The sequence below is a fragment of the Acinetobacter sp. YH01006 genome, assembly GCF_013420445.1.
GTDB lineage: Bacteria > Pseudomonadota > Gammaproteobacteria > Pseudomonadales > Moraxellaceae > Acinetobacter > Acinetobacter pseudolwoffii.
In genome coordinates this window covers 65,602-84,395 of record NZ_VOYB01000007.1, presented here as the reverse complement: position 1 = coordinate 84,395, position 18,794 = coordinate 65,602, and the positions used below count along the sequence as shown (strand labels likewise).

Sequence of the window (18,794 nt, the reverse complement as noted above, 5' to 3'; positions counted from 1 at the left end):
TTACAATTCTTGAATTAAACGGACCACATGTTGAGTCGCATCGGGTTGAGCCTGTCGACGTGCTTTTACCGCCATTTCCATTAATAGCTGGCGATTCAGCATCGGCTCTAATAAGGTTTTTAAACTTTCCGGGGTCATGCTGGCCTGTGGGCAGATTTTTGCCGCATTAATCTTGGCCAGAAAACCGGCATTGGCAGTCTGGTGATCATCCACCGCACTTGGAAGCGGTACAAAAATCGCAGCCACACCTGCCGTCGCAATTTCGGTCACCGTCAATGCGCCAGCACGACAGATCACCACATCGGCATCACTATAGGCTTTGGCCATATCTTCAATAAAAGGCTGGACTTCGACGTGCAGATTTGCCGGAGCATTGGCATAACATGCACGCGTCGCCTCAGCATGGTTTTGACCACACTGATGATAGACATTTAAAGGCACATTGAACTGTTTTAAGGCTTCAGGCACCCGTTCATTTAAGGCCTGCGCCCCCAAAGATCCGCCCACGATTAAAATGCGTAAGGGTAATCCTGCTTTTTCACGCTCCTGATAACGCCAGGACGGATTTAAAATGTCACTAATTTCTTGGCGCACCGGATTGCCCGTGGTCACGATTTTATCCTGTGCGGGAAAGGTGTCCGGAAACGCCTGACACACCGTCTTGGCAACACGCGACAATTGGCTATTGGTAAAACCGGCCACCGCATTCTGCTCATGAACCAGCACCGGAATGCCTAGGATACGCGCAGCCAGACCACCCGGCCCTGCCACATAACCACCAAAGCCGGCTACGGCATCGACTTTTAGCTGCTTCATGTATTTCATGGCACTAAAAGTCGCTTTCATGATTTTAAAAGGGGCCAAGGCCTTACGTACAAAACCATTACCACGCACACCCTGAATATCAATTTGATAAATAGGAATATTCTGATTTTTTAATAAACGATTTTCCATGCCTGCAGGCGTAGCCAGCCAAGACACTTCAATCCCTTGTTGTTGTAAATTTTTTGCAACGGCTAACGCTGGAAACACATGTCCACCCGTACCTGCGGCCATCATCATGACATGTTTAGGCTGTTTTTGCTGAGCGTCGGTCACGGTCTAATTCTTCAATTTAAAAAATGGAACAGGAAATCTGATTTAAGTGGTCAATTGTAATCACAATTGTAGGGCCTTGAAAGTTTATTTACTTTATTTCAACAAGGCATTAATTGTTTTTTTCATACGATTTTAAAGTTTAAACTAGTTTTGTTATCAGGCAGGCATTTTTCCTTAGACTTAAGTGACATATAAACACAATTTTAACCCTCTTTCATTTAATCTTTCCCTCACTGTATTTGTTAGATCTATTTGTTTTTCGGGATTTTCTCAGCAATTTCTATTCATTCACCAGTTTAATTGCTCTATTAACTTATGCCTAAATCATATAAATCTTAATAAAATTTTATGTTATCCATATCGCTATATACTTTTTTAGCTGTATTAGCGCATTGATTGAATGGATTAAATCATTATAAATGTCAAAAATATCAATTCGTGACCTATGGATTATTTTGGCCGGCTATTTGGCGGCTATTCATGTCGGGAAACTTTCTGCGGTTATTCCCATTTTACAACAGGATTTAGGTCTCAGCTTTACGCAAGCCGGTTTTTCCCTGTCTCTGGTTCAAGGCGCGGGGATGCTGTTTGCCTTGTGTATTGGTGCATTGTCAGAAAAAGTCGGTTTAAAACGCTGTCTGATCTTGGCGTTGATCATTTTAGGCCTCAGCAGTATGGCAGGCCTCTGGATTCAGCATGTCGCGGCGTTGTATTTCTTCCGTTTTACTGAAGGGATCGGATTTTTAACTATCTCCTTATGTGCCCCTGCCATTCTCAAACGTATCAGCCGAGCTGAAACACTCAATTTTAAAATGGGACTCTGGAGTTCCTATATGGGGGTTGGTGTCAGTCTTGCTGTTTTTACCATTCCCATGCTGCTTGAATACCTGAGTTGGCAAAGTATTTGGGCCATTTTAGGGAGTCTCTGTCTGCTCATTGCAGTGATGATTAAACGGTATTTATATATTGAAGCGGTCACACCGGTACAGCCGAATCGCCCGCAAGCCAGCACAGAAAATACCTCCTTCTGGCAAATTATTAAAGTGACCCTGACTCACCCACCGATTTTGTGTTTGGCCATTATTTTTGCCTGTTATACCAGTCAGTGGATAACCGTGACTGGATTCTTGCCTACCCTGTATATCGAACATGGGATTGATTTAAAAGTCGCAGGGGCTCTGGTCTCGATGGTGGTGCTTGCTAATTTAGGCGGTACCTTTGGCGCAGGTATGTTGCTGCAAGGTGGCTGGAAACCCAAAACCCTGTTAAGCACAGGATTTATCGCCATGCTGTGCAGCAGCTTGCTGACTTTTGCGGCAAGCTCTTGGCTGTCATTTGAATTACAGTTTGTGAGTGCCGTACTGTTTTCACTCATTGGCGGAATGATTCCGACCACGATCTTTGCGATTACCCTGCGCTATACACCGCGTGCCAATGCCGCAGCCGCCAGTGTCGGTCTGGTTTTACAGGTTTCAGCCTGTGCGCAATTCTTTGTACCTCCTCTGAGTGCGGCACTGGTATCCACGACACAACAATGGGCCCATATCGCGACAGTCACAGCCTGTCTTTCTATCTTAGGGATATTGATGACGCTGCTTTTATTTAAGCGATATGCTTAATAAAAAAAAGCCTCAGATGAGTAATGCCAGTCAGTTAAGAAATTGACTAGCATTTTCTTTTTTAAATTCATGATCATATTTGACAAGTAGAAAAGTCATCCGCAACTGTTTGAGGCAGGACTAGATTTAAAAATGATTGTTTCTGCGACAAATTTACTAGTCGATGGTGGCTGCCGAGTTTTGCGGTGAGGAGTGTTGCTCCGCAAGATGCCTTCCTTGCGAAGCTTCGCTTCTCATTTGGGCGAAACCAAAGTAACAAATTATTTTCAAGCATTTGATTTATAAAGTTAAGACTCCGTCGTGAACGACTAAAAAGTTAAAGAGTCTACTTCTAAACTCCTTAACTGATCAGCATTACCTCAGATGAGGCTCTTTTTCTGTCTGGTTTAAACCTGCCGCGAACGGCCTGCCTCTAATACAGCAAACAGATCATCGGCAATTGAGGTTCCAAACTGGTCATCAATTTCACGAATACAGGTTGGGCTGGTTACATTAATTTCAGTGACATAATTACCAATCACATCCAGTCCTACAAAAACCAGACCTTTTTCTCTAAGATAAGGGCCTACTTTTGCCGCAATGGCGCGGTCATTTTCAGTCAGTGGACGTGCTTCTCCCAGACCGCCTGCCGCCAGATTGCCGCGCACTTCACCATTTTGTGGAATACGGGCCAAGCAATATGGTACTGGCTCGCCATTAATCATCAGGATACGTTTATCACCTTCGACAATTTCAGGAATATAACGCTGTGCCATAATCGGCTGGGTACCGTTATTGGTCAGCATTTCAATGGTTGAACCAATATTGATGCCATCCTGATACAGGCGGAAAATTCCAGTACCCCCCATGCCATCCAGCGGTTTCACAATCACATCGACCTGTTCTTTGAGAAACTCACGAATCAGGCTTTGCTGCGAAGTCACCAGTGTCGGAACTTGCAGATGCGGGAACTGGGTCGCAAACAGTTTTTCATTACAGTCACGCAGGCTTTGTGGCTTGTTAATAATCCATGCACCTTCGCGTTCTGCCTGCTCCAGAATATAAGTGGTGTAGACAAAATTCATATCAAAAGGTGGATCTTTACGCATCAACACCACATCATAAGCAGCGATGGATTCTTTCTTTTTTTCACCGAGTTCATAATAGTGATCATAGTCTTCAAACACCTGTAGCGGCGCTATCAAACCAAAAGCTTTGCCCTGCTCAATATATAAATCTTGTTGTAATGCATAACCAAGCTCATGCCCACGGCGTGCTGCTGCCCAAAGCATGGCCATGGTCGAGTCTTTCTTCAGGTTTACATTTTCGATGGGATCCATCACAACAAGTACGCGCATGTGTCTCTGCTCTTTTTCAAAAAATGACTTAGCAAGGAGTATAGCTTGTGTGGATTCTTTTGTTTATGGTGATTTTGCATGACTTGTTCTGTATAGATTTTTAGATAAGTACTGAGGCAGATTGAGCTCAAAAGGAGGTTTGCCATGCAACAGGCAATTATCGGTTTTCATTTGGATGAAGAACAGCATTGGGTTGCAGAGCTGGCCTGCGGACATGGCCAGCATGTACGGCATACCCCGCCGTGGCAAAATCGGCCCTGGGTGATGACCGAGCAAGGTCGCAAAGAAAAGCTTGGCATGCTGCTGGACTGTAAAAAATGTGAAAAGTGCGAAACTGAAACCTGAACCTATAAAAGTGTGATGTAGCTGACTAAAAATAATCTCGCACAGGATTTGCTAATTGCAGTCACTGCGTTTATGCTTTTATTGCTCAAACATGCAGCGTTTTTTTCAGGGTGGACTTTGCTCACACGGCTCGTCAAACAAATCTGGTTGGTGATGCTTATGGTTTTTGCCATAGGCTGGAGCAGTGTGTCTGTTGCTTCTGCAACAACCATGCATTTGGTCATGTCGTCTGAACAGATGAGCAGCCATTGTCTGGACATGGTAAAAGCCTCCACCTCTCATGCTATGCATGAATCTGCGTATAACTCAGATCAAGACCTGACACAGGCTGACTGTTTTCCGGATATGCCACAGCACTCACAAGACTGTCTGGATTGCAGTACGATGGCCTGTCAAAGCCAGATGAGCGGCTTGCAAATTTCGGCCCCTGAACTGACAGTATTCGACCATCATTCTCTAGAAAGAACCCTCCTCCCAACTTATCATGCCAAACACCTTGCCGGTTATTGGCAGGAAATCCTGCGCCCACCCAAAACTTAATCCTGAATATTCAATTTTTTATTAATTAAGGATTAAGTAATGTTAATTAAAATTCCCCAATGCCTATGTCTGGGCATTTGCCTGATGTCATCGTCTGCAGTTTTTGCAGCTGTTAAAGAATATCATCTGGTTATTGATGAAAGTCCGCTCAATCTCACCGGAAAGACGGTCAAACGGATTACCGTAAACGGAAAATTCCCTGCCCCCTTGCTGGAATTCGAAGAAGGTGATGATGCGGTGATTCATGTGCAAAATAACCTGAAGAATCAAGATACCTCGCTGCACTGGCATGGCCTGCTCCTGCCCGGCCTAATGGATGGTGTCCCTGGATTTAATGGTTTTCAGGGTATCAAACCGAAGCAGTCTTTTACTTATCGTTTCAAGGTTCGTCAAAACGGTACCTATTGGTATCATGCGCATTCCAAAGGCCAGGAACAGGACGGCTTATATGGTGCCTTGGTGATTTATCCTAAAGCACAAACACCGATGCCTGAGCATGAAAAAACCGAGCGGGATTATGTGGTGATGCTGTCGGATTTTCATGAACAGGGCAGCCAACAGATTCAGAATAATTTAAAAAAATCGGCCGAATATTATCAGAATCAGCGTGAAACCGTAGGCGATGTACTCCAGCAAGTAAAACATGACGGCCTCAAGGCCACCTGGTCAGATCGCAAAATGTGGAACCAGATGCGCATGTTGAAAACCGACCTGTCTGATGTCAGCGGTTATACCTTTTTGATCAATGGCAAAACCCCGCAACAGAACTGGAGCGGCCAATTTAAACCGAATGAAAAGGTTCGTCTGCGATTCATTAATGCCTCGGCCATGTCGTTTTTCGATGTACGTATTCCCCAGCTTAAAATGACCGTGGTCAGCGCCGATGGACAAGCTGTACAGCCGGTCGCTGTAGATGAATTCCGTATCGGAACTGCTGAAACGTATGATGTGATTGTAGAACCAACTGCACCTCATTACCAGATTGAAGCCGAATCGATCGACCGTTCAGGCTTTGCCATTGGCAGCTTGCACAATGAGGCTGATCCAGCTACGCATCCGATTCAATTACCGACGCCACGTCCACGTGCCTTATTGACCATGGAAGATATGGGACATAGCGAACAGCATGACATGTCTCATACCGCACACAGCAGTCAGACCACGCAATCTGCAACAGATACGCCTAAACATGATGAGCATGCCCAGCACGCAGGTCACAGTGCTATACCCGAGACAAATCCGTCTCATCCACCGGTTGAGGGTTGGGCTAATATGTCTACGCCTGCAGGGCATAAAGCATTGCAATATCAAGACCTCAAAGCCCTGACGCCACAAACCGATACCCGAGCCGCAGAACGTGAACTGGTGATTCGTCTGGGTGGAACCATGGAACGTTATATCTGGACCATCAATGGTAAAAAATTCAGTGATGCCGAACCATTGCAGGTGCAATATGGCGAACGGATCCGTTTGAAATTTATCAATGACAGCATGATGGCGCATCCGATGCATTTACATGGCATGTTTATGCAGCTGGAAAATGGTCAATCTGCTGCACAGATGCCAAATAAACACACCGTGATTGTGCCACCTGGAAAAACGCTCACAACCTTATTAACGGCAGATGAACTGGGAGAATGGGCGATTCACTGCCATCTGCTCTATCACATGAGTGCCGGCATGATGAATAAGCTGATTGTGGCACATGTGAATGACGATCAAGCTTCTCATGCTTCGCCGCAACAAATGCCGTCAAAGCCAGCAGTGGATCAAGGAGAAAGCCATGCACATCACTAAGCTCTTTTTAAAATCGGTATTAAGCAGTGCACTGCTCATGGCGAGTTTCGGTATATTGGCAGCGGATCATCAGGATCATCAGGATCATCAGGATCATCAGGATCATCAGGATCATCAGGATCATCATCCTAGCAAAACCGCAGTACATCACAGCGCTCCTATTGCAGTGCCGGATCTACGCTCACATACCCAACAAGCTCGATCTTTATCTGATCAAGAATCTGTAGGGCACGAAAAACCTGTTGGCGCTACTGCGGAGCATGACCATCGGAAAGAACATGGTGCACAGATTTATAGCCAAGTCATTCTGGACCAGAAATGGCAAATCAATTCAGCTGGAAATGGCGCTTTTAAATCAGAGAATGAAGCCAGAATTGGTACTGATGAAAACAAGGTTTTTCTCAAGCTGCAGGCAGATAAATCTGAATCGAGTCAGGCTGACTATGCGGCCGAAATCCTGTATAGCCGTAATATTTCCGATTTCTGGGATGTACAAACCGGTTTGCGCTACCGTCAGGAAAATATAAGCCAGCATACAGCTTCCCTACAAAATGAACGTTTCGATGCAGTGCTTGGACTGCATGGCCTGGCCCCTTATTTTTTTGAAACCAATGCCTATCTCTATGTCGGTGAAGATGATTTTGTCGGATTCAAACTGGAAACAGAACGTGACCTGTTGCTGACTCAGAAACTGATTATGCAGCCCTTTATTGAACTGGATATCATTTTCAATGATCAAGCTGCGAGTGCGAAAAAATCTGGTCTGAGTCATGCGACATTAGGATTGGAAACCCGTTATGAGATCAGTAAAAAAGTCATGCCTTATCTGCAGGTTGGCTATGAATATAGCAAAGGAAACAAACAGGCTGTCTGGCAGCAGGCATCCGGCTCTGACCGGGTCTGGATCTATGCTTTAGGACTTAAAATGATGTTTTAAGGACGGATTATCATTTTTAAGATAAAAGGTAAGACCACGACGAAGTATGAAAAACCCATTCATACTTCGTCGGCTGTTATTAAATTGACTCAAGAGAAGGAGGCTGTGTATTGTCCAGAGAAAGCATTGCTACTGCCTGCTCTCTGTTTCTATTCCTCACTCTGTTTATCATTACTTTTGGCAATCAAGGTGCCTAACATAATCATAAAGGTGATTACCCCACCAATCACCAGACTCATCAGCCCAATTTCAAGCATAAAGTCAAGATTCCCGACTTCCCGGTGACCCCAAAGGAAATGCAGACTCTTTCCAAAGATAAAGTTGATGGCATAGATAATCAAAAAACTCATTATGGTCGAAATCAGTAAAGTGACGATCAGGTTTTTCCAGATTTTACAGCCGACTAGCAGGATAATAATCGTTAGGCCTACAACTGCAATAATGGAGATTAATAAAACACAATTCCAGTAATCCATGAGACTCACTCTTATTCTGGTTTTAAATTAAAATTAAGAAATTCTTATAGTTAATTTTTCCATGTGTTTTTAATATAGGGGCCTTTGAATAGCTGAACAATGACCAGAACTATCTTAAACAAGCCAGCTACAAATTTACCCAATGTTATAAAATACATTCACTTAGAAAAATATTGCCGCGTACTGGTTCAGTTTGATTAACATAAAGTAACGTAAGTAAAATGTATGTTTGTTGTTTTGCTTGAGTAAATCTTTTATACAGTCAGTCATACTAAAAAAATTGACCAGCACATATTTAAAAAGAAAGATCCACGTATATTTATAAGAAAAATAAATAATAAATATAAAAAACTTGAATATTTGCTGATTTAGGTTATGCTGTACTCAACTAGAAAAAAGTGTTGTTTAGTTAAACTTCTTTAAGTACCGCAGTGTTATTTTATAATCCTCAGTTTTTTCAGATCTTTATTTCAATTCTTGTTGTTTTTCAAAGTTATCCATAGTCATTTCAATGGCTAAAATTATTAAAAATTTGATAGGTTATATTATGTCTACTACAGTTACCGGTACAGTGAAATGGTTTAACGAAACTAAAGGTTTTGGTTTTATTCAACAAGAATCAGGTCCTGACGTTTTTGCTCATTTTAAAGAAATTAGCAGTTCTGGCTTCAAAACATTGTTTGAAGGCCAACGCGTTTCTTTCAGCGTAGTTGAAGGTCAAAAAGGCCCGAACGCGATCAATATCGTTGCGCTATAATTTAGCCCAGCAATAAAAAAAGCACCTTAAGGTGCTTTTTTTGGCTCTAAAGATTAACAATCTTCAAAAGTGATCGGTTGGTGATACTCTCTAGACCTATTCCAGTCATTTAAACCAGTAAATCATCTTATTTATTCTCCCCGCGTCTAAGCCTGTTACATCTGGGCCTGCATGAATCGCTAAAAATGAAAACCCCCCAGCATCCTGCCGGGGGTTTTTCGTGTTGGTTCGCTGGGTATGACTCCTGTCTTACCTTACTTTCCTTGTATTTATCTCTTGTTATTCTTTTATGGAACATCCTGTTCCTGATGAATTCATTATAGGTAATGCAGCAAAGCTGCGTATAGACGCAAACGGCTTGAACTCATGTAAGCAAATGCGTACAGAATCACTGAATATTATTGTCAATTTCCAGTATTTTAAACTGTATTCATCTACATCAAGACTGAAAGTCTTTAATATTAAAAATCTTTGAATTACAGCACTTTGACTTAGTTTTTTAAGTATTCACCCTGTATTTGCATGCTTAATTTCTACATCAATTGAACTTTAAAACAAAAAAGGAAGCTGTAGCTTCCTTTACGATAAGGATCACCGCTTAGATCCCGTATTTAACTCGATAATCTTCCATTTTAGCTAAAGCTTCTTGATCGCCCTTGGTTTCCAGATAGTCCATCAAATCTTTCATGGTAATTAAGGCATGTACAGGAATCTCGAGCTCTTGCTGCACTTCCTGAATGGCTGATAAATCGCCCTGACCTCTTTCCTGACGGTCAAGTGCAACCAAAACACCTGTGATTTGTGCACCGGCATTTTTCAAGATTGTCACGACTTCACGAATCGCTGTTCCTGCCGTGATCACGTCATCAATGATCCAGACTTTTTTACCTGCTACAGAAGCACCGACTAGCACGCCACCCTCGCCATGATCTTTGGCTTCTTTGCGGTTAAAACCCCAAGGCACACTCACCCCATGATTTTGTGATAGCGCCACAGCGGTCGCTGCCACAAAAGGAATACCTTTATATGCAGGACCAAAAACCACTTCCACATGGTCACATGCCGTTAATTTTGCTGCATAGCCAGAAGCCAGCAATGTCAAGGCTTCACCATCATTCAGCAGACCCGCATTAAAAAAATAGGGACTCACACGTCCCGATTTTAAAGTAAACTCACCAAATTTAAGCACACCGCGTGATAATGCGAGTTCGATAAAAGCTTGCGGGTTAAACTGAGCTGGCGTTGGCATGAGGTGCTCCTAAATCCATTAATTAAGGTAAGACTTGCGCATGATACCAAAGAGTAGCTATCCAGGTGATCAAAAAATTCTTCGTGTCGTTTCAATTAATGTCAACGGTTTACGCTCATCGGTGAGCAAAGGCCTATTGGAATGGATGGAACAGTCGGATGCCGATGTGATCTGTATGCAGGAAAGCCGGATCACCCATGTGCAGTGGACCGATAAATTTAAACCGGAAGGCTGGTATACCCATCTATTCCCTGCCGAACGTCCAGGTTATGCCGGTACCGCAATTTATAGCCGCCTGCCCTTCGTCTCTTTAACCGATGGTCTGGGCTTTGAACTGGCAGATTCGCAAGGCCGTTTTATTGCAGCCGAATTTGATTTAGGTTTGGAGCAAACGGCCCATATCTGTTCATTGTATCTACCTTCCGGCTCATCAGGCGATGAAGCACAAGCGCGTAAAGATCACTTTCTGGAAGAATATGCCAAAATCCTGAAACAATGGCGCGATGAAAACAAATCGGTGATTGTCTGCGGTGATTACAACATCGTGCATAAACGGATTGATATTAAAAACTGGTCCGGCAACCAGAAAGCTTCCGGCTGTTTACCACATGAGCGCGCCTGGCTAGATCATATCTATGATGAACTCGGTTATGTCGATACGTTTCGCGAAGTACGCAAAGAAGCAGAACTGTATTCCTGGTGGTCAAACCGCGGACAAGCCCGAGCCAAGAACGTCGGTTGGCGCATTGATTATCAGGCCTGCTCACCAGACTGGAAAGAGCGTACCGTCAATGCCTGGGTGTATAAGGAACAATGGTTTAGCGATCATGCCCCAGTGATCATCGACTACAAACTATAAAAAAATACCTATCAATTGAGTGCACACCTGTTCACTCAATTAAGGCTTATTGCTTACATGACATGACGTATTTTTTGGGTTTATCTCGATGTCATAACAGAGCATTATAGCCTCACGGCACAGGGACATGTCAGGATGACAATATAAGGACAGGACGCCGTAGGAAGAAAATAAAACAAACTAGAACATTTAGCTTGTTTTTCATGGATGTGACAATGGACGTTGAATTGAGACCCGCATGATCAGGATGATTAAATGCGGGTTTTCTATTTCCACTGCCTAAAATTATTATTTTTTTTATTGTTGTTTTTCTTGCTGATCATTTTAAAGCGCATTGATGTCATTTTGATGACGATTCTGCCTCCCTATTTTAAATTGTTTTCTAATCATTCTATTTTGCATGGTCGACTGCTGCGAATTTGGTTAAGCTAGGCCATGATTTAAGATGTGTTAGATGGCGAATATGTTAAAAATTTACGGGATTAAAAACTGCAATTCGATGAAAAAAGCTTTTGACCTACTGACTGAGCTGGGGTTGAGCTATGAATTTCATGACTATAAGAAACAGGGCATCGATGCTGATACCATTAAAGTCTGGCTGAATGCGCTGGGTCAGGATGTGGTATTAAATAAAAAAGGAACCACATGGCGCAAACTGACTGAAGAACAGCAGCAAACGGCGCTGTCCAGTGAAGATGCTTTAATTGCCGCATTAAGCACTCATACCAGTTTAATTAAACGTCCGATCTTGGCCACGCCCACAGGTTTTATTGCCGGTTTTGATGACGCGGCTTATCGCACCCTAAGTAATTAATTATTATCCTAAATAATTCATACAAAAAAGCCTGACAGCAGTCAGGCTTTTATCTTTCTATCGAACTGGATTAGTTTGCACGAACCCAAGTCTGGTTACGGCCTAATGCTGCCACACCAATAAAGCCACGAAGCTCAAGTTTCTTGCCACCATCTGCCAGTTGGCCTTTCAGTTTGTAAGTTTTACCAGATTGCGGATCCAGAATTGAACCACTGTCATAGCTGGTACCACCTGAATTCTTAAGACCTTTCACAATGGTCAAGCCTTTGAGTGACTTGTTCTTGTACGGACCTTCACACTTGGTACAGGCATTTTCTTCACCTGGTGTTAACACAGATTGAATACTTGCTGACAACGTACCGTTCTTTTGTTCAGTAAATTTAACCATGGCCTTAGGCTGCTTGGTTTTATCATCAATGGTTTTCCAAACCGTGCCATTTAAAGGATCTGCGGCATTTGCCAGTACAGATAAGCCTAGTAGTCCTAACATAAGCGCTATTTTTTTCATTTTTCTTCATTTCCTTAGTCTGAAAATAGACCTCTGTAGTATTAAAAAGTCACAACAATTTTTCAATTTTTAGCTGTGACTATTTAGTGTAACCTTGTAAATATGGTTGGTAAATAATCTACATGATCAATAAAAGCACAAAAAGATGGAAGGAAAATGAAGATAAGCCCGTTAACAAAACAATTAATTACAGAAAGCATCTTAAAGACAGTCATTCGTGCCCCAAGCAGATTCAATCTTCCACCGAGTTCAATGCGCATTGCACTGGAGCAGATGTGCAAACTCTTTCCACAAGACAAAACCGTACAGATTCGTTCGCTACGTCTGGCGGGTCTGCGCGCAGAGGAAATTAAGCCGCAGCAAGAGTCGACCCAGCTGATTTTTCATATTCATGGCGGGGCATTTTATTTAGGCTCTTTAAATACCCATCGTGCCTTTATGACTCAAATTGCGGCTCGAACCCAGATGCAGGTACTGCATGTAGATTATCCGCTGTCACCGGAATCTGCCTATCCAGAGGCCTTGGAAGCCTTGTTTGATGTGTATAACTTATTGCTCGATCAAGGCGTTCAGGCCAAAGATATCATCCTGTCCGGTGATTCTTGTGGGGCCAATCTGGCGCTGGCCTTGGCGCTCAAATTACAAAAAGAAAACCTCCCACAAGTGAGTGGTTTGATTCTGTTGTCTCCTTTGCTGGATTTGACCCTGACCAGTGAATCGTTGCGCTATAACAAGAAACATGATGCCCTGCTGTCTCTAGAAACAGTTGAAACTGGCATTGAATATTATGTCCCGCGTGCCATCGATCGGGGTGATCCGGAAGTTTCGCCCTTTTTCGCCGATTTAAGCGGCTTGCCCCCAACTCATATTCAGGTCGGTTCCAAGGAAATTCTACTGGATGATGCCAGTCGTTTTAAGGAAAAAGCCGAACAGGCGGGTGTCGATGTGGAATTTAAACTGTATACCGGCATGTGGCATAACTTTCAGATGTTCAGTGCCTGGTTTGAGGAAGCCCAACAGGCGCTGAGCGATCTGGCAGCCTTCGCGCACCGTCTGGATCGAGATTAATTACTGTTCATCCATATAAAAAAGGCCAGCATAGGCTGACCTTTTGAGTTGTTTTTGGATATTTAGATGGCTTGAACCTGCTGCAGTGCCGTCTCTAAGGCTTGTGCCTTGATCGTTTCGCCCATGTTCACGCCTTCAGCACGAATCACTTCAATATCGGTTACGCCGGTAAAGTTAAACACGGTTTTCAAAAAAGCTTCCTGAAAATCGGCAGGACTTTGCTCCCCATAAACTCCGCCACGGCTGCTGGCAATATATACTTTTTTATTGCCAGCCAGACCGACAGGGCCCTGTTCGGTATATTTAAACGTACGTCCCGCCACACAGATCCGGTCAATCCAGGCTTTTAAGGTCGATGGCAAACCGAAGTTATACATGGCCGCGCCAATCACCACGATATCTGCCTGTAAATACTGCTGCAGGATGTCTTCGCCTAATGCAGTCTGTTCTGCATTCTGACCCATTAAAATTTCAGCCGTGAGATGTGGAATCGGCTGTGCAGCAAGATCGAGATATTCAAGCTCGATGGCCTGAGCATGTTTTTGTTGTAACTGACTCACCAACGCCTGAGTCAGCTGACGCGAAATAGAGGCATCGCCTAAAATACTGGAATCAATCTGTAAAACTTTCATGGCTTCGCTCTCATCTATGGGGCTATCTAACTAATGCAGCCATTTTAAGGCTTAGGTTGCATGAAATAATTAGCACAGATAAAACACATCATTCTGAATTTAGAACAAAACCAGCTTTAATATTAGAAATTCCTATTTTGCAGACGCCTTAAATATTGTGGTTTATCAAGTGTTAAAACTTATGTTATCTTATGTAAATAAAGCTATAAATAGTCAATAAATCTTAAAAAGTTGCCATAATAATTTAAGTCAGACCGACAACATGAAGCGAATATCGCCTGTATTACAAAAAATAATCAAACACAGAATCACGAAATATCTGGTCGAAGATGAAGTCGTGATGAACTGGAGTATTCTCAAAAAGTGCATCCTGATGCTAACTTTGGGCTGCGGCGTACATCTGACCTGGCTCGGTTGGGATATCTTTGTTTTATTCAATCCAGAGTATTGGCAATATGTTCAGTTAGAACGGGTTCATACCCAAGTTATCCTGAACAGCAGCTTTTTAGCGATTTTATTGGCACTGATTTATCCCTGTTATAAATTTCAGAGCAATCCTCTGGTGGAACGTTATTTGCCCTATCTGGCAGTTGGTACTTTTGTGATTTCGCTGTGCCGTGATGCCTATGTCGTGGGGGTGATCAGTCCTGTGGCCACCACATCCTATGTCTGTTTAATTATGGTGGGACTGGTGCTGTTTCATCGCAGGCTGGTTTATAGCATGCTGATTCCAGCCTCGCTCTTTTTAGGCGGTTGCGCTTATTTGAGCTTCAGTCAGCAATTGCCTTATTCTCCTTTATTCAACATTCAGGACAAACATTTTTATAATGCTTTCTGGCTGTTTTCAATGCTGTATTTCATTGTCCCAATTTTAGCTGTATGCATGGTGTTATTTGAAATTTTACTCAGCCAATGGCGTCATCGTGAAGAACTCATCAAGCAGCTCAGTCAGATTGATCCGCTCACTAACCTGTTTAACCGGCGCAGTATCAATCAATGTCTGGATCAGCTCAATGCTACGGCTGTACCCCATTACGCCCTGGTTCTCTTAGATCTGGATCACTTTAAGAAAATTAATGATCTGTATGGTCATCATAAGGGCGATGAAACCTTGGTTGAAGTCAGTGCTGTATTAAGCCAACAGTTACGCGAAAGTGATGTAGTGGGCCGCTTTGGCGGTGAAGAGTTCATTTTGGTGCTGAAAAATACCAGTCTGGAAAAAGCCAAACAAGTAGCAGAACGCTGCCGCAGCGCGATTCAGCAATTACAGATGATGAGTGATGAAGGTGAGCCGATTCCGGTGACTGCCAGTTTCGGAATTGCTATTTCCAAAGCCGAGTTACGCCCACAACAGCTACTCAGTCAGGCCGATCAGGCGCTTTATCAGGCCAAAGCCGGTGGACGTAATCGGGTCAAAGCCTATGTTGAGCCGGTGACTGCACAGATGCAGGTTTCTTAAACGGGTTCAGCTTTTTCGATGATTATGAAGTTGAGCTTTGAGCCAGACGTTGCAGCTGGGCCAGCAATTCTGCTTCGCTAAAAGCACCGGTCAAACGTAAACCGCGAATTTCCTGCTGCTGCTCATTCAGAAATAAATAGGTTGGTGGTCCCAGAATTTCCCATTGATTTAACAGCATTTGATGCGAGGCATTGTATTGGCTTAAATCCAGCTTGATCAGGAAATAAGGTGCCAGAGCCTGCTGTACCTGTGCAGATTTTAAAATACGATGTTCAATCGGCTGACAAGCGACACACCAGTCGGCATAGACATCAATCACGATCTTTTGCCCTTGCGGTGCTATATTCAAAATCTGCTGAAATTCTGCTGCGCTGCGTGCCACATGCCACTGGGCTTCTGTACTGGACTGCTCAACAAAAAACCGCTGACTATGCTGATATTGACTATAGCTGATATAAGGCAGCGCTATCACCAGACACAGGATATACAACCACCTCAGACTGGTACGATGCCAGAAAATCCGGAACAGTACATAGGTCACAAAGACCATGCCCAAGCCTAAGGATAACCACTGTAAAGTCGCTTCTGAAATCAGTGGGCGAATAAAATACAGTGCCAGCGCCAGCATGATAAAGGCAAAGAGCACTTTGATCTGATTCATCCAGTGCCCGGCTTTAGGTAGTACCCGTGCACCCAAAATACTGGCCAGCAGTAAAGGTGTGCCCATGCCAAAACCGAGGGTAAACAGCAGCAAGGCACCCTGCCACTGGCTTTGGGTCTGGGAAATAAACAAGAGTGCACCCGCCAACGGTGCGGTCATGCATGGCCCGACCAGCAGCGCCGAGATCATGCCCATGACTCCAGCACTGACCAAACTACCGCCCTGCTGCATGGCCTGAGCCCGATCCAGACGCTGAACCAGACGTTGTGGCAGTTTAATCTCAAACAGTCCAAACAGATTCAGGGCAAACAGGACAAACAACACACTAAACGCGATCAGGGTACCGGGTTGCTGCAACCAACGCTGGAAATTCAGGCCGGCCGAAGACGCAATTAAACCCAGCACCGCATAGACCGCGGCCATACTGCTGACAAAAGTCAGGGCGATCATCCAGGCTTTGACACCTTTGCTGTCCCGTACAATCAGCGAGGTCAGGATCGGCAGCATCGGCAAGGAACATGGGGTAAAAGCCAGCAAGATTCCTAAGCCAAAGAACAGTAACAGTCCATAACCCAAAGAGCGTTCAAGCAATTGAGCTGACCATTTTTGGTCTTGTGCCGCACCGACTGCGGGTTGCCCGCTAGGGGATGCAGAAAATGCATCTGCTGTAGATTCTGAGGAATCCGCTGTATTAAACAGGGTATTGTGTTGCAGTGATGACCCGTTTAGATCAAGTAAGCGCTTGCTTCCTGGGCCGGCAGCTTCAAATTGCACCAGACCTGACAGATCTGTCTTGAACTGAATACTTTGCGGCGGATAACAGATTCGGTCTTTGGCACAGCCCTGCCAGCTCACCTGATAGGACTGGTTGGCCTGCGTCGGAATCTGAAACTTTAACTGCTGATAATACACCTGGGTATGCCCATAGTTGTCATCATACAGATCTTTAGCAGGCGGTAATTCAAGCGATACAGGCTGATTGCCCTGCCGCACTTCAATTTTATGCTGATACAGATAATAGTTATCCGGAATCTGCCAGCTCAGCTCAGCCTGTTGCTGACTGGTAGAAATCACATGAACAGGAAAAGCCTGCTCGGCAGACAAGAGCGCTGTTTCGGCCTGAACCGGACTGCTAAACACGAGGCTTCCCAGGATGACCGGGGCAAGCATTTTGCCCCAGCTCTGGAATTGCGGGTTTCTGATCATCACGAAACTGGAGTGTCCTAGAATAAGAAGGATACGCCTAAACCTGAAAAGTAGCTTCGCTCTGCACCGTCCAGATCAACCCCCACACTGGCATCCAGCTGAACACGGTCATTAAATGCATACATTAGGCCAGTGCCAAGCGCGTATTCATTGTCGATGCTTTCAGCTTTACGGTAAATCAGTTCCGAATAGCCTGACCAGCGATCGGTGATCTGGTAGCCGATCGATGGAATCGCAGCTATGGCCCAATTGCTGTCCTGCCATTCATAACGCATAGTCAATGCGGTACTGACCAAGTCATTATATTGGTACGATACGACAGAACCCAGGCTGTAAATATCTTCTTCATTACTGAAACCGGCATTGCCTGTCGCAATAACTGCTTCGGCCAGCAAGGCCAGACTCAGTTTGTCATCATCCAGATCAATGGCTTTTTTCAGACCAATACTGACATCGCCCAGACCATCATTTTCATTCGTCTGACCGTTGGATTTGACTTGTGACCAGACAGGTCCTTCCCAGCCCAGACGCAACTCCAGACCATCACTAAGTCCGGTACGTAACAACATATCTGCATTCAGTGTCGTTACCGTTTTCTCGCCCGACTTGCTGTAGCGGGCTGTGGGCAAACCTTGCTCCCAGGCAACATTTCCGACCGGGGTAATGCCTGTACTCAGACCTTCACCTGGTCGATCAAATTCAAAATCTGCTGCGAAAAGTGATGCACTGCAACCAGTCAGTGCAATTAAACCCAAAGTTTTTAATATTGTCATCTTGGTGCTCTTTATTAAAATTTAACCCAGTTCTTTGCTCATTTTTGCGCCATGACTACGCAGGAGTTCTAGCGTCTGTTTTTCTTCATCCAAGGCTTCTGACCAGTTAATTTCATCAAAATCACAATCGAAGAACAGGTCACTGATCGAAGATAAAATGGTCATGCCATCTTCATCTTTGCTATTTGGATCAACTTTTTCATCGAGTAAACGCTGCACGGCAGGTGCACATGCGGCACTTGCAGCATCCCATAATGGGCCATAAATTTCTTCTGCATCCCAGAGATGCAAATTCACTTTGGCCTGGATCAATTCTTCCAGAATTTGTAAATGTACAGCCAATCTTGCCTGTTTTTCTTCAGCTGAAAGTGGGGTGCCGGCTTCATATAACTCGCATACCTCTTCCCACCATTTAAATAAACCATCTGACCAGACCGAAATTACCGGGCCTTTGTCATGATCAATAAAATTTGGATTGAGTCCATCTGCCAAAAGCTGCTTTACCTGATCCAGATTTAATTCTTCGAGTGCTTGCACAAAAAGCTGTTGTTGCGCAGTTAACATGATGGAGCTCACTTTCATTCGTTTTCGACTATTATGCCGAATAACGTGCGGCTTTGTTGCGCTTCTCACTATTATATTTTTATTTCATACAAAAA

Annotated in this window: 19 protein-coding genes; 10 read left to right on the top strand and 9 right to left on the bottom strand. The window is 44.1% G+C overall.

Features of this window, described 5'->3' with window-relative positions:
* On the bottom strand, positions 1-1,098 hold the full coding sequence (gene murG, locus FTT73_RS08145) for an undecaprenyldiphospho-muramoylpentapeptide beta-N-acetylglucosaminyltransferase (RefSeq protein WP_180191262.1): 1,098 nt from the start codon (positions 1,096-1,098) through the stop codon (positions 1-3).
* Positions 1,099-1,517: 419 nt separating this feature from the next.
* Here murG and FTT73_RS08140 point away from each other — a divergent pair, with 419 nt between their 5' ends.
* Positions 1,518-2,717 (top strand): CynX/NimT family MFS transporter, encoded by a 1,200-nt coding sequence (locus FTT73_RS08140; protein WP_180191261.1) that lies wholly within the window; start codon positions 1,518-1,520, stop codon positions 2,715-2,717.
* 386 nt (positions 2,718-3,103) lie between these two features.
* Here FTT73_RS08140 and gshB read toward each other — a convergent pair whose 3' ends face one another.
* Positions 3,104-4,054, bottom strand: coding sequence for a glutathione synthase (gene gshB / locus FTT73_RS08135; RefSeq protein ID WP_180077950.1), 951 nt, complete (start codon positions 4,052-4,054; stop codon positions 3,104-3,106).
* A 144-nt stretch (positions 4,055-4,198) separates the two neighbouring features.
* Between gshB and FTT73_RS08130 the strand changes: the two genes are divergently transcribed.
* The 4 genes from FTT73_RS08130 to FTT73_RS08115 all read left to right on the top strand — a co-directional run bounded on the left by FTT73_RS08130 (position 4,199) and on the right by FTT73_RS08115 (position 7,673).
* Positions 4,199-4,399 (top strand): DUF3565 domain-containing protein, encoded by a 201-nt coding sequence (locus FTT73_RS08130; protein ID WP_004281307.1) that lies wholly within the window; start codon positions 4,199-4,201, stop codon positions 4,397-4,399.
* A gap of 159 nt (positions 4,400-4,558) precedes the next feature.
* The gene (locus tag FTT73_RS08125) at positions 4,559-4,939 is read left to right on the top strand and encodes a hypothetical protein (RefSeq protein ID WP_257225491.1); all 381 of its coding nucleotides are present in this window, start codon (positions 4,559-4,561) and stop codon (positions 4,937-4,939) included.
* Between the two features lie 39 nt (positions 4,940-4,978).
* On the top strand, positions 4,979-6,736 hold the full coding sequence (locus FTT73_RS08120; RefSeq protein ID WP_180191260.1) for a copper resistance system multicopper oxidase: 1,758 nt from the start codon (positions 4,979-4,981) through the stop codon (positions 6,734-6,736).
* Entirely contained in the window at positions 6,723-7,673 is a 951-nt protein-coding gene (locus FTT73_RS08115) for a copper resistance protein B (RefSeq protein WP_180191259.1), read from the top strand. The genes FTT73_RS08120 and FTT73_RS08115 overlap by 14 nt, the downstream gene beginning before the upstream one ends.
* 149 nt (positions 7,674-7,822) lie before the next feature.
* Here the strand turns inward: FTT73_RS08115 and FTT73_RS08110 are convergent, their stop codons facing one another.
* Positions 7,823-8,149 carry a hypothetical protein gene (locus tag FTT73_RS08110; RefSeq protein ID WP_005095001.1) on the bottom strand — a complete coding sequence of 109 codons (327 nt, stop codon included), beginning with the start codon at positions 8,147-8,149 and terminating at the stop codon, positions 7,823-7,825.
* A gap of 547 nt (positions 8,150-8,696) precedes the next feature.
* Between FTT73_RS08110 and FTT73_RS08105 the strand changes: the two genes are divergently transcribed.
* A complete protein-coding gene (locus FTT73_RS08105; RefSeq protein WP_005094999.1) occupies positions 8,697-8,906 on the top strand; it encodes a cold-shock protein in 210 nt (69 codons plus the stop codon).
* A gap of 598 nt (positions 8,907-9,504) precedes the next feature.
* Here FTT73_RS08105 and pyrE read toward each other — a convergent pair.
* Entirely contained in the window at positions 9,505-10,155 is a 651-nt protein-coding gene (gene pyrE / locus FTT73_RS08100) for an orotate phosphoribosyltransferase (protein WP_180191258.1), read from the bottom strand.
* Between the two features lie 40 nt (positions 10,156-10,195).
* Here pyrE and FTT73_RS08095 point away from each other — a divergent pair, with 40 nt between their 5' ends.
* Both FTT73_RS08095 and FTT73_RS08090 read left to right on the top strand, forming a co-directional pair.
* The gene (locus FTT73_RS08095; protein WP_005094995.1) at positions 10,196-11,014 is read left to right on the top strand and encodes an exodeoxyribonuclease III; all 819 of its coding nucleotides are present in this window, start codon (positions 10,196-10,198) and stop codon (positions 11,012-11,014) included.
* Positions 11,015-11,477: 463 nt separating this feature from the next.
* Complete coding sequence (locus FTT73_RS08090) at positions 11,478-11,828, top strand: Spx/MgsR family RNA polymerase-binding regulatory protein (protein ID WP_034609159.1); 351 nt, start codon at positions 11,478-11,480, stop codon at positions 11,826-11,828.
* A gap of 70 nt (positions 11,829-11,898) precedes the next feature.
* Here FTT73_RS08090 and FTT73_RS08085 read toward each other — a convergent pair whose 3' ends face one another.
* On the bottom strand, positions 11,899-12,336 hold the full coding sequence (locus tag FTT73_RS08085; RefSeq protein ID WP_005173279.1) for a DUF2147 domain-containing protein: 438 nt from the start codon (positions 12,334-12,336) through the stop codon (positions 11,899-11,901).
* Between the two features lie 156 nt (positions 12,337-12,492).
* Between FTT73_RS08085 and FTT73_RS08080 the strand changes: the two genes are divergently transcribed.
* Positions 12,493-13,404: an alpha/beta hydrolase gene (locus FTT73_RS08080; RefSeq protein WP_180077944.1), complete on the top strand. Its 912-nt coding sequence runs from the start codon at positions 12,493-12,495 to the stop codon at positions 13,402-13,404.
* A 62-nt stretch (positions 13,405-13,466) separates the two neighbouring features.
* Here the strand turns inward: FTT73_RS08080 and FTT73_RS08075 are convergent, their stop codons facing one another.
* Entirely contained in the window at positions 13,467-14,036 is a 570-nt protein-coding gene (locus FTT73_RS08075) for an FMN-dependent NADH-azoreductase (RefSeq protein WP_005094985.1), read from the bottom strand.
* A 262-nt stretch (positions 14,037-14,298) separates the two neighbouring features.
* Here FTT73_RS08075 and FTT73_RS08070 point away from each other — a divergent pair, with 262 nt between their 5' ends.
* Complete coding sequence (locus tag FTT73_RS08070; RefSeq protein WP_180191257.1) at positions 14,299-15,495, top strand: GGDEF domain-containing protein; 1,197 nt, start codon at positions 14,299-14,301, stop codon at positions 15,493-15,495.
* A gap of 22 nt (positions 15,496-15,517) precedes the next feature.
* Here FTT73_RS08070 and dsbD read toward each other — a convergent pair whose 3' ends face one another.
* The 3 genes from dsbD to FTT73_RS08055 are packed head-to-tail and all read right to left on the bottom strand — an operon-like array spanning position 15,518 to position 18,699.
* Complete coding sequence (dsbD, locus tag FTT73_RS08065; protein WP_373686438.1) at positions 15,518-17,326, bottom strand: protein-disulfide reductase DsbD; 1,809 nt, start codon at positions 17,324-17,326, stop codon at positions 15,518-15,520.
* A gap of 53 nt (positions 17,327-17,379) precedes the next feature.
* Entirely contained in the window at positions 17,380-18,135 is a 756-nt protein-coding gene (locus FTT73_RS08060) for a transporter (RefSeq protein WP_180191256.1), read from the bottom strand.
* Between the two features lie 21 nt (positions 18,136-18,156).
* A complete protein-coding gene (locus FTT73_RS08055; protein WP_005094976.1) occupies positions 18,157-18,699 on the bottom strand; it encodes a hypothetical protein in 543 nt (180 codons plus the stop codon).
* Between the last annotated feature and the right edge of the window lie 95 nt (positions 18,700-18,794).